The organism is Ferrimonas sediminicola, from assembly GCF_005116715.1.
Taxonomy (GTDB): Bacteria; Pseudomonadota; Gammaproteobacteria; order Enterobacterales; family Shewanellaceae; genus Ferrimonas; species Ferrimonas sediminicola.
In genome coordinates this window covers 330,263-341,161 of record NZ_SWCI01000004.1, presented here as the reverse complement: position 1 = coordinate 341,161, position 10,899 = coordinate 330,263, and the positions used below count along the sequence as shown (strand labels likewise).

At 60.7% G+C, this 10,899-nt stretch carries 13 protein-coding genes, 1 tRNA gene and 1 rRNA gene; 6 read left to right on the top strand and 9 right to left on the bottom strand.

Going from position 1 to position 10,899, the window contains the following annotated elements:
• The first annotated feature begins 143 nt into the window (after positions 1-143).
• The 6 genes from rrf (at position 144) to rimI (ending at position 2,351) form a co-directional block, all read left to right on the top strand.
• A 5S ribosomal RNA gene (gene rrf / locus FCL40_RS09260) occupies positions 144-258 on the top strand.
• 335 nt (positions 259-593) lie between these two features.
• Positions 594-767 carry a hypothetical protein gene (locus FCL40_RS18585; RefSeq protein ID WP_169307059.1) on the top strand — a complete coding sequence of 58 codons (174 nt, stop codon included), beginning with the start codon at positions 594-596 and terminating at the stop codon, positions 765-767.
• A gap of 109 nt (positions 768-876) precedes the next feature.
• Positions 877-953, top strand: a tRNA-Trp gene (locus FCL40_RS09255).
• Complete coding sequence (locus FCL40_RS09250) at positions 920-1,558, top strand: GNAT family N-acetyltransferase (RefSeq protein WP_136852999.1); 639 nt, start codon at positions 920-922, stop codon at positions 1,556-1,558. Before FCL40_RS09255 ends, FCL40_RS09250 begins: the two co-directional genes overlap by 34 nt.
• Complete coding sequence (locus FCL40_RS09245) at positions 1,558-1,905, top strand: hypothetical protein (protein ID WP_136852998.1); 348 nt, start codon at positions 1,558-1,560, stop codon at positions 1,903-1,905. The genes FCL40_RS09250 and FCL40_RS09245 overlap by 1 nt, the downstream gene beginning before the upstream one ends.
• On the top strand, positions 1,902-2,351 hold the full coding sequence (rimI, locus tag FCL40_RS09240; RefSeq protein WP_136852997.1) for a ribosomal protein S18-alanine N-acetyltransferase: 450 nt from the start codon (positions 1,902-1,904) through the stop codon (positions 2,349-2,351). Before FCL40_RS09245 ends, rimI begins: the two co-directional genes overlap by 4 nt.
• Before the next feature lie 26 nt (positions 2,352-2,377).
• On the opposite strand, the gene lipA is transcribed toward rimI, so the two are convergent.
• From lipA to rlmH, 9 genes are all read right to left on the bottom strand, one after another.
• A complete protein-coding gene (gene lipA, locus FCL40_RS09235; protein WP_136852996.1) occupies positions 2,378-3,346 on the bottom strand; it encodes a lipoyl synthase in 969 nt (322 codons plus the stop codon).
• On the bottom strand, positions 3,339-3,992 hold the full coding sequence (gene lipB / locus FCL40_RS09230) for a lipoyl(octanoyl) transferase LipB (RefSeq protein WP_136852995.1): 654 nt from the start codon (positions 3,990-3,992) through the stop codon (positions 3,339-3,341). Before lipB ends, lipA begins: the two co-directional genes overlap by 8 nt.
• Positions 3,993-4,066: 74 nt before the next feature.
• Positions 4,067-4,330 (bottom strand): DUF493 family protein YbeD, encoded by a 264-nt coding sequence (gene ybeD / locus FCL40_RS09225; protein WP_136852994.1) that lies wholly within the window; start codon positions 4,328-4,330, stop codon positions 4,067-4,069.
• A 117-nt stretch (positions 4,331-4,447) separates the two neighbouring features.
• Positions 4,448-5,614, bottom strand: a complete 1,167-nt coding sequence (locus FCL40_RS09220) for a serine hydrolase (protein WP_136852993.1) — start codon at positions 5,612-5,614, stop codon at positions 4,448-4,450.
• Between the two features lie 82 nt (positions 5,615-5,696).
• Positions 5,697-6,500 (bottom strand): septal ring lytic transglycosylase RlpA family protein, encoded by an 804-nt coding sequence (locus FCL40_RS09215; RefSeq protein ID WP_136852992.1) that lies wholly within the window; start codon positions 6,498-6,500, stop codon positions 5,697-5,699.
• Positions 6,487-7,443: a lytic murein transglycosylase B gene (gene mltB, locus FCL40_RS09210; RefSeq protein ID WP_136852991.1), complete on the bottom strand. Its 957-nt coding sequence runs from the start codon at positions 7,441-7,443 to the stop codon at positions 6,487-6,489. Before mltB ends, FCL40_RS09215 begins: the two co-directional genes overlap by 14 nt.
• 13 nt (positions 7,444-7,456) lie before the next feature.
• On the bottom strand, positions 7,457-8,566 hold the full coding sequence (gene rodA, locus FCL40_RS09205) for a rod shape-determining protein RodA (RefSeq protein WP_136852990.1): 1,110 nt from the start codon (positions 8,564-8,566) through the stop codon (positions 7,457-7,459).
• Positions 8,563-10,431, bottom strand: a complete 1,869-nt coding sequence (mrdA, locus tag FCL40_RS09200) for a penicillin-binding protein 2 (protein ID WP_136852989.1) — start codon at positions 10,429-10,431, stop codon at positions 8,563-8,565. Before mrdA ends, rodA begins: the two co-directional genes overlap by 4 nt.
• On the bottom strand, positions 10,432-10,899 hold the full coding sequence (gene rlmH / locus FCL40_RS09195; RefSeq protein ID WP_136852988.1) for a 23S rRNA (pseudouridine(1915)-N(3))-methyltransferase RlmH: 468 nt from the start codon (positions 10,897-10,899) through the stop codon (positions 10,432-10,434). It abuts the gene before it with no gap.

Below are 10,899 nucleotides of genomic sequence, written 5' to 3'. Positions count from 1 at the left end.
AAGCGTTGTGAGGCGTTGAGCTAACCTGTACTAATGACCCGTGAGGCTTAACCATACAACACCCAATGGGTTTTGAAATCCCAGATAGAAAGCGCTTGCGAGAATGCAAACGAGAAACAGCTTGTGCAAATTGACAAATTTCGTCTGACGACCATAGCGCTGTGGTCCCACCTGATCCCATGCCGAACTCAGCAGTGAAACACAGTAGCGCCGATGGTAGTGTGGGAGTTCCCATGTGAGAGTAGGTCATCGTCAGGCACCAAATACGAAAAAGCCCGTTGCTAACGCAACGGGCTTTTTTCGCTTGTGCGTTTCGCCAAGACACGGCTCGCCGCGGGCCCGGGTTGCTACCCTCGTCTCCTCGGTGCAGGCCTGAGCCGATAACCTTGTCAGTATCTCCCCTTAAATCAACGATGTTTACCGTGGGAGGGGGTTGATGCCTTTTTCTGCGCGAACTTTCTTCGTTGAAGGCGATCAAATGGGACGATAGGGAGAGTTAGACTTTGGTCAAATAGTCTAAGCTGGGAGGAAGTGATATACCTGCTGTTAATGACTCGCAGTATCCACGAATGAACAACGGAGTGAGGTAGCGCATGAACGAATTTGATAAGGCCCCTGAAGGCGGAACCGAAGGTTTCAATGAGCGAGAAACTTGGAGAACCGGTACTCTGGGGCGTCAGCTGGTGGCGATGCTGGAAGATTCCTATGGCGTGGAATCTGACATGGATTCACTGCAAAAGCACTGTGCCGAGGTGTCCAGGGGCTGAAGTTGTCGAAAATTGCCGGTCATTGTTGTTTAGTTGGTCAGTCGGTTATTTTTCAATGAAAAAGGACTTTACCTTTCAACCTGGGGACGTATAATTCACCTCGTTCGCTAGGGGTGTAGTTCCAATTGGTAGAACAGCGGTCTCCAAAACCGATGGTTGCGGGTTCGAGTCCTGCCACCCCTGCCACATTCCAGACGGCCCGCAGAGAAATCTGCGGGCCGTTTTGCTTTTTGCGTTCCTGCCCCTTGGTATACACTGAGCCCTGGTTCCACTTGAACAGCCAGTTGATGTTTTCCATTTCCATCCGTCCCATGGTCGCTGCAGACCTGGCGCCAGTCGCCGAGATCTATCGGCAGCGCAGCTGTGTAGAGAATTCCCTCCATACTCCGTTTGTATCAGAAGAGGAGTGGCGGGCGCGGTTACAACAGATGGGATCAGACCTGCAGTGTCTGGTTGCCGTCGCCAACGACAGGGTGGTCGGCCATGCGTGTCTGATCACCTTCGGCAGTGAACCGAGGCGTCGGCATGCAGCCAGCCTGGGGGTGGTGGTGCACTCGGAGTTTCGGCGCCAAGGGTTTGCCAGGGCGCTTCTGACGGAACTGATCGATACCTGCGACAGCTGGCTCGGGATTACCCGGATCGAGCTGGAGGTGTTCGCCTCGAACCCGGGGGCCATCGCCCTGTACCGAAGCTTGGGTTTTGTGGAGGAGGGCCGGATGCGGGGCTTTGCTTACCGCAACGGTCGGCTGGAGGACGCGGTCTTAATGGCAAGATATGAGGGTATGGGGTGATGCGGGACGATAGCGGGCGCAGGGCGTGTTTCCTGGCCACGTTGGGGTTCAACCAATGGCGGCTTAGGGATGAGTATCAGGATGAGCTCCTGAGCGATCCTGAGGACGCTGGCGCGGATGCCAAGGTGGTTAGGGTGCGGGTTTCCGGTCTTGCGGAGCCCCTGATGCAGGATCTTACGTTGGCGATGGCACTGCTGGGACTCGGAGTGCCGGTTGAAAGCGCTGGGCGTGATGCAGCGGTTGAGATCATCAGGGCCGGCCAGCCGGCCGGTTCCGTCGATGGCGTGACCCTGGCCACCGCCGAAGGCAAGCGTCGCCTCTGGCGTCTGCTGGGAGGGGCATCGTGAGCCACCGTTTCCTACCAATGGATCCTGGCATGCTGGATAAGCTCTACGCCCTAGAAGTGGCCTGCCACCCTTTTCCCTGGAGCCGACAAACCCTGGCCAGTTGCATTGGCAGTGGCTACCGGGGCGAGGTGCTGATCTGGGGGGGAGAGCCCGTGGGTTACTACATTACCCAGACGGTGGTCGCTGAGGCCACCCTGATGAACATCTGCATTCTGCCTCAGCTGCGGGGGCAGGGGTTGGGGTGGCACCTGCTGACCCGCAGCCTAGAGCGTTTGTGGCAGGAGGAGGCGGAGTGCTGCTTCCTGGAAGTGAGGGCGGGAAACGCAGCGGCAATCGGACTCTATCGGCGGGCCGGGTTTGAGCCCCTGGCCGTGCGTAAAGGCTACTACCAGGGAGAGTCGGGCCGCGAAGATGCGGTCATCATGAAGCTCACCCTGGAGAGATAAAAAAGGAGCCTTGCGGCTCCATTTTTCTATTTGACCTCTTTGCCCTGGGCCTGCAGGTCGGCGTGGTAACTGGAGCGGACCAGCGGTCCACAGGCCGACTGGGTAAAGCCCAGTTCCAGGGAGTAATCCCTCAGTTCGTCAAACTCCGCCGGTGGCACATAGCGCTCCACCGCCAGGTGATGACGGCTGGGTTGCAGGTACTGACCCAGGGTCAGCATCTCCACGTTGTGCTCCCTCAGGTCTCTGAGCACCTCGCGAATCTCGTCATTGGTCTCACCCAGGCCCATCATCAGGCCAGACTTGGTGGGAACCTCAGGGTGAACCTCTTTAAACTTCTTCAGCAGGTCCAGGGACCACTGGTAGCTTGCGCCGGGACGGGCCTTGCGATAGAGGCGAGGTGCGGTTTCCAGGTTGTGGTTGAACACATCGGGCGGCTCGGTGGCCAGGATCTCCAGGGCGCGGTCGATGCGGCCGCGGAAGTCGGGCACCAGGATCTCGATCTTGATGTGGGGAGAGAGGGCGCGGATTTCACGGATACAGTCGGCAAAGTGCTGGGCACCGCCATCGCGCAGATCATCACGGTCCACCGAGGTGATCACCACATACTTGAGTTTCATGTCGCGGATGGTCTTAGCCAGCTTGACCGGTTCCTCAGGATCCGGCTTCAGCGGTCGACCATGGGCCACATCGCAGAAGGGGCAGCGGCGGGTGCAGATGGCGCCCAGGATCATAAAGGTGGCGGTACCGTGGTTGAAGCACTCGGACAGGTTGGGGCAGGAGGCCTCCTCACACACCGAGTGCAGGCCATGCTTGCGCATGGCGCTTTTCACTTCGTCGATCTTCTGGCTGGATGCGGGCAGCTTGACCCTCAGCCAGTCGGGTTTGCGGAGCATCTCTTCCCGGTCGGTGGGTACCACCTTGACGGGGATGCGTGCGACCTTCTCGGCGTCACGGAGTTTGACGCCGGGAACCAGCCGCTGTGGGCGTTCACTCATGGGGCAATCCTTCACTCAGGGTCAGCTGGGTGTAGCCCAGCTTGTTGTAGAATATCTGCGCCAGATTGTCGGCGGCTTCGGAGACGTTCTTCGGCCCGCCCAACTGGGAGGTCTGGACCATCTCCATCCCGGCGTAACCGCAGGGGTTGATTCTCAGAAAGGGGCTGATGTCCATGTCGACATTGAGAGCCAGGCCATGGAAGGAGCAGCCCTTGCGAATGCGCAGCCCCAGGGAGGCAACCTTGCGCTCATTCACATAGACGCCCGGGGCATCGGCCTTGGCGTAAGCGGTGATGTCGTAGGGGGCGAGCAACTCGATGAGGCTCTCCTCGATGTGGGTCACCAGCTGGCGCACCCCGATCCCCAGGCGCTTGATGTTCAGCAGCGGGTAGGCCACCAGCTGGCCAGGCCCGTGGTAGGTGACCTGACCGCCGCGGTCTACCTGGACCACGGGGATATCGCCGGTATTGAGCAGGTGTTCCTCTTTACCCGCCTGCCCCTGGGTAAACACCGGGGCATGCTCCAGCAGCCAAAGTTCATCGGCGTCATCCTGGGTACGGGTGTCGGTGAAGTGCTGCATCGCCTGCCAGATCGGCTCATAGGGCTGCAGCCCCAGGCGACGAACGATAAGAGTTTTTGCGACCAATCCTTTATCACGCCTTATAGGAGGAGATTGGTCGCATTATACCTGCACAAGGCATAAATGCCAGATGGATCACATTATAGAACCCGGATTACGCCGTCGATTGCGCCAAGCTCGGTATACAGGGCTTCTAACTGCTCCTTGCTGGTGGCGGTGATGTTGATGGTCACCGAGTGGTAGCTGCCCTTGCTGCTGGGACGAACCGACGGCTGATAGTCACCCGGGGCATGGGCCTGAATCACCGCAACCACCTTGTCGGGCAGGGACGGGTCGGCGTGGCCAATGACCTTAAAGGGAAAACGGCAGGGGAACTCCAGCAGTTCGTCAAATTTGGTATCCATGGTTACTCCGTAAGAAGGTGTTCGGTTGCAGCCGTTATGGGGGTTAGTGTATCAAATTTCAATCGGCCCCAATGAAAAAGGCCTGCTATCGCAGGCCTTGGTCCATCAGGGAAGCCCTTAACTGAACCAGCTCATCACCAGCAGCTTGATGTAGTCGATAAGCTTGCTGATCAACGAGCCCTCCTCCACGTCCTGTAGCGCCACCAACTGGTACTCAGCAATGTCTTTGCCGTCCAGCTGGAAGTAGAGCTTGCCGACCACCTGACCCTTGGAGAGCGGCGCTTTCAGCTCTTCGGTCAGCTCAAAGTTGGCTTCGAGCTTCTCCGCCTGGCCGCGGTAGATGGTCACTGGGGTGTCTTCAAGTACGCCCAGGCTCACTTCGGGCTGGCTGCCGTACCAGATCTTGTGGCTGACGAACTGGTCGCCGGCCTTGTAGGGGGTGACGGTTTCGAAGAAGCGGAAGCCGTAGTTGAGCAGCTTCTTACTTTCAGCTTCGCGGGAAGCGGCGCTCTTAGCACCCATCACCACGCTCACCAGGCGCATGTCACCGCGCTTGGCGGATGCGACCAGGCTGTAGCCGGCGTTGCTGGTGTGGCCGGTCTTGATGCCGTCCACGCCCAGGCTGCGATCCCACAGCAGACCATTACGGTTGTGCTGACGAATCTTGTTGAAGGTGAACTCCTTCTCCGCGTACAGGGCATACTCTTCGGGCACATCGCGGATGAGGGACTGACCCAGCAGCGCCATGTCGTAGGCGGTGGTGTAATGCTCGTCGTTATCCAGGCCGTGGGCGTTGGCGAAGTGGGTATCCATCATCCCCAACTGGGCACTCCAGGCGTTCATCAGGTCGGTAAAGGCGCCCTGGCTGCCGGCAACATGCTCGGCGATGGCCACGCAGGCGTCGTTGCCGGACTGGATCACCATGCCACGGTTCAGATCCTCCAGCAGCACCTCCTTGCCCACCTCGATGAACATCTTGGAGGAGTCGGGGAAGTTTTTGGACCAGGCGTTCTTGCTGATCTTGACCTTGTCGGTAAGCTTGACGTTGCCCTGGGCCAACTCCTGGCCCAGCACGTAGGAGGTCATCATCTTGGTCAAGCTGGCAGGCGCCCGGCGCTCATAAGCGTTCTCTTCAGCCAGGATCTGCCCGGTCTGAAAGTCCATCAATACATAGGAGGTGGCGTTTACCGACGGCGGGTTGGGTACCACGGCCGGAATGGCGGTGGCGGAGGCGGCAAACAAGAGGCCTGACAGGCCCAAAAGCGAGAGCTTCAGATTTTTCATAATGACTAGATTGGAATCCTGTGCGTTTGATGTTAGTCGTGTGTCCTTAACACCGAAGGGGGAGTATATCACTTGGTTCCCTTTACCGGACAAAAGTTTCCGGGGACGCCGAAGATTCATAGATCGTGAAGGCGCCAGGGTAGCCTGAGGCTTTCAGGGTCTCGAGCATCTCCCTGCTGTGGAAGGGGTCGGCGATGGGGCCCAACTGCAGCTTGTAGAGTCCGCCCTGCAGAAGCAGCCGGCTTCCGACGCCGTACTGCTGCTCCAACTTGTCCGCCAGCTGCTTGAGTGCCTGTTCATTGGAGGAGGCGGTCAACTGCAGGTACTGGTTGACCTGTGCCTTGGGCAGAAGGGGGGCCGGGCTGGGCTCGGTAGCCAGGGCCTCGATGCGTACCCTGGCGGTGCCCTGCTTGAGCATCCCCAGGTGGAAGGCGGCGGCGTAGGATAGGTCGATCAGCCGATCGCCGTGGAAGGGGCCGCGATCGTTGGCTCTGACCACCACGCTCAGGCCATTGTCCAGGTTGGTCACCCGCAGGTAGGTGGGCAGGGGCAGGCTTTTATGGGCGGCGCTGAAACCATACATGTCGTAGGTTTCACCGTTGGAGGTGAGATGGCCGTGGAACTTGGCGCCATACCAGGAGGCGGTCCCCTCTTCGCGGTAACCGGAGGCAGTTTTCATCACCTGATAGTTGCGTCCCAGGACCACGTAGTCCCTGTTGCCCTGCTTGCTGGGGGGTTCATATCTGGGGCGAGGCTGCTCCAACTTGCCGAGGTCCGGCGCATTGCTGGGGGCCCGGTCCTGAGAGATCTGGTAGCGACCACCGCTGCAGCCGGCCACCAGCACCAGGGCCAGCGTTACCAGTAGGGAAAGCTTAAGGCTGGACATAGGCCTCCTGCAGTCGCTGGGCAAACTCCACGGCCGCCATGGCGTACAGAGGGCTGCGGTTGTAGCGGGTGATGGTGTAGAAGTTCGGCGACACCTGGTAGTACTGGATGCCGGTTTCTCCGCTCTTCAGTGTCAGCAGGGCCGCCCTGTCCGTATCCCTGCCTAGGGCTTCGGCCCCGGCGGCGCGGAGTTGCGCCACCGTGGCCTCCAGGGGGTTACCGTTCCACATCAGTGCCTCGGCGGGCTTATCCTCGGGGACGGCGATCGGGACTGCCGCCGGCGCCTTGTGGGACCACTTGTGCTCGGCAAAATAGTTGGCCACGCTGCCGATGGCGTCCACCGGGTTGTTGAGCAGATCCCGCTTGCCATCGCCGTCGAAGTCCACCGAGTAGGCCAGATAGCTTGAGGGGATGAACTGGCCCCAGCCCATGGCGCCGGCGTAGGAGCCCTTGGTGGCGGTCAGATCCCACCCCTCCTGCTGGGCCAGGGTCAGGTAGTGTCCCAGCTCAGAGGCAAAGAATTCGGCCCGCTTGGGATAGTAGAATCCCAGGGTGTAGAGGGCATCGAGCACCGGATAGCTGCCGGTGTGGCGACCATAGCGGGTTTCGATGCCGATGATGGCAACGATCATCGAGGCATCGACGCCGAACTGGGCTTCGGCCCGCGCCAGTGTGTCCCGGTGCTGGGTCCAGAAGGCAACACCGTCCTCGACCCGCTCCTGGGTCAGGAACAGCTGACGATACTGGTACCAGGGTTTGGCTTCCCACGGGGTAGAGATGGCCTCGAGGACCTTGTCGTTCCTACTGGCCTTGGACAGGGCCTGCTCGATGTAGCTGCGATCCAGCCCCCGGTCGGTCCACTGCTGGACAAACTGTTGCTGGGGAGTCATGGCGAAGACGGCACTGGACAGGCCCAGTGCCGGGAGGAGTAACCATTTGGTCATAGTGGTGTCCCGGCTATCTGCTGTTAAAGCGTCTGTGGGTGTTAATAGCCATGAGCATGCCAAATCCCGCCATCAATGTCAGCATGGATGTGCCACCGTAGGAGACCAGTGGCAGGGGAACCCCCACCACCGGCAGGATGCCGGAAACCATGCCGATATTCACGAACACATAGACGAAGAAGGTCAGGATGATGCTGCCGCCGAGCAGCCGGGCAAAAGGGGTCTGGGCCCTGGAGGCGATCACCAGGCCGCGGCCGACGATAAACAGATAGATGGCCAGCAGCACCAGGGCGCCGGTCAGGCCAAATTCCTCCCCCAGTACGGCGAAGATAAAGTCGGTGTGTCGCTCGGGCAAAAATTGTAACTGGGATTGTGTGCCCCCCAGCCAGCCCTTACCGGTCAGGCCGCCGGAGCCAATGGCGATCTTCGACTGGATGATATGGTAGCCCGCCCCGAGCGGGTCTTTCTCGGGATCCAGCAGGGTCAGCACCCGGGTGCGCTGGTAATCCTTCATCAGGTAGAACCACAGCACCGGCAGGAATGCCAGGACACTCAGGACACAGCCGGCCACCACCGCCCAGCTCATTCCCGCCAGGAACAGGACGAACACGCCGGAGGCGGCCACCAGGATGGAGGTGCCGAGATCCGGTTGGGAGGCGATAAGCAGGGTGGGTACCAGCAGGATCGCCGCCCCGCCCGCCAGGTAGCGTTTCTTGGGCGGCAGCGGGTAGCGGCTGATGTACCAGGCCATGGTGATGGGGAAGGCCAGCTTCATCAGCTCGGAGGGCTGAAACTCCATGAAGCCCAGGTTGAGCCAGCGCTGGGCCCCCTTGTTGACCTCGCCAAACAGCTCCACCGCCACCAGCAGGGCGATGCCCACCAGGAAGATCGGCAGGGCCCAGCGGCGGAACACCTCGGGGTTGATCTGGGCGATGGCGAACATCACCGTGAGCGAGAGGCCGATACGGATCAGCTGTTTCTCCAGCATCAGCGGGCTCTGACCACTGGCGGCGTAGAGCACCATCAGACCGAAGCCCATCAGGGTCAGGATGCCGAGGAGCAGGGGCAGGTCGATGTGCAGCCGGACCCAGAGGTTGGGGCCCTTGCGAACTCTCTTGTTCATTGCTTGGCGATCTCCTGGCGGGTGGCACCGTCTTCTGGGGCCAGATAGTGATCCAGCAGGGCGCGCGCGATTGGGCCGGCGTTGGCGCCACCCCAGCCGGCATTCTCCAGTACCACGGTCAGGGCTATGGTGGGGTTCTCCGCCGGCGCGTAGCCGATGATCAGGGCGTTGTCCCGCAGGTGTTCGGCGATCTTGTCCTTCTCATACTTGGCATCCTCTGCCAGGCCAAACACCTGGGCGGTACCGGTCTTGATGGCGGCGGTATAGGGGGCGTCCGCGAAGCGTTTCTTGGCGGTTTGGATCATCGCCTTGTGAACGATGTCCCAGGCCTTGGTGTTTTTCAGCACCAGGGGGCGGTGCTCCGAGGGTTCCGTTAGCTCCAACTGACCATCCTGGCCCTTGGCCCTGAGCAGGTGTGGCGTAAAGTGACGCCCGCGGTTGATCAGTACCGTCAGTGCCTCGGTCAATTGCAACGGGGTGGTGGTCCAGTACCCCTGGCCGATGCCCACGGAGATGGTGTCGCCGATGTACCAGGGCTCCTTGTATCTCACCTGCTTCCAGTCCCGGGAGGGCATGATGCCGGCGGACTCCTCCTTCAGGTCGACCCCGGAGTACTGACCGAAGCCGAACTCCAGCATGTAGCGACTGATGGTGTCGATGCCCATGTTGTAGGCCAGCTCGTAGAAGTAGGTGTCGTTGGATTTCACCAGGGCGTCGTAGACATCGACCCAGCCGTGGCCCCAGCGCTTCCAGTTGCGGTATTTGCGATCCACTCCGGGGATCTGCCACCAGCCCGGATCCCAGATGCGGGTCTTCTCGGTGATCTTCCCCTCCTCCAGGCCCACCAGGGCCAGCATGGGCTTCACCGTGGACGCTGGGGCATACTGCCCCTGGGTGGCGCGGTTGATCAGCGGCCGGGAACGGTCATTGAGGAGGCTGCGGTAATCCTTGCCACTGATGCCGTGCACGAACAGGTTGGGGTCGTAGCTGGGGTTGGACACCATGGCCAGAATCCCCCCGTCCCTGGGATCGATCGCCACCAGGGCGCCCCGGTGGCCCTCCAGCAGCTCCTGAGCCCGCTTCTGCAGGGAGAGATCCAGGCTGAGGTAGAGATCCTCACCGGCCCTGGGGGCGGAGGCGTTGAGGGTGCGAACCACCCGGCCTCGGCTGTTCACCTCCACCTCCTGCAGGCCGGGGGTGCCGTGCAACTGATCCTCATAGAAGCGTTCTACCCCCAGCTTGCCGATGTCCTTGGTGGCGGCGTAGCGGGCAGCCTTGCCCTCGATCTCCAGATTGGCCACATCGTTGCTGTTGATGCGGGCCACGTAGCCGAGGGCGTGGGTCAGGCTGTCCCTGTAGGGATAGAAGCGCTTGAGACCGGCGGCGATCTGGAATCCGGGGAAGCGGTGCTGATTGACGCTGAACTTGGCCACCTGGGCTTCGGTCAGCTGGCTGAGCAGGGTGGTGGACTTGAAGCGTTTGCGCGCCTTGATCCGCTCCAGGAACTCCTGCTGATCACTTTCGGGGATGGCGAAGATCCGCGACAGCTCCGCCAGGCTGGCATCCAGATTACTGGCTTGTTCCGGGATCACCTCCAGGGAGTAGACCGGCTGGTTCTCGGCCAGCAGGACGCCGTTGCGGTCGTAGATCAGCCCCCGGTTTGGGGCTACAGGTATCACCCGGATACGGTTATCGTTGGAGCGGGTCTGGTACTCGCTGTGGTCAACTACCTGAATAACGTAGAGGTTACTCAGCAGTACGCCGATCAGAGCCAATACACCGAACAGTGAGACAACGGCCCGGCGGCGAAACAGGGCGGCCTCGGCGGCGTCATCGCGGATCTTGGTACGCTGATAAAAACGCATTTACTCTCTGTGATACGGGTGGTGGTTGTTGATGCTCCAGGCCCGGTACAGGCTCTCCGCCATGATTACCCGAACCAGGGGATGAGGCAAGGTTAGGTTGGAGAGCGACCAGCTCTGCTCGGCGGCGGCTTTGCAGGCCGGAGCCAGCCCCTCCGGGCCGCCGATAAGGATGGCCACGTCACGGCCGTCCATCTGCCAGCGCTCCAGCTGGTTGGCCAGCTGGGGGGTGTCCCAGGGCTTGCCCGGGATATCCAGGGTGACGATACGGCAACCCTGGCAGGCCGCCAGCATGGCGTCCCCCTCCCTCTCCAGGATGCGGGGAATGTCCGCATTCTTGCCCCGTTTCCCGGCGGGGATCTCCACCAGTTCCAGGGCCAGGTCCCGGGGGAAGCGGCGCTGATACTCGGTAAAGCCTTTCTGAACCCAGTCCGGCATCTTGGTGCCGACGGCCACCAGCTTCAGTTTCAT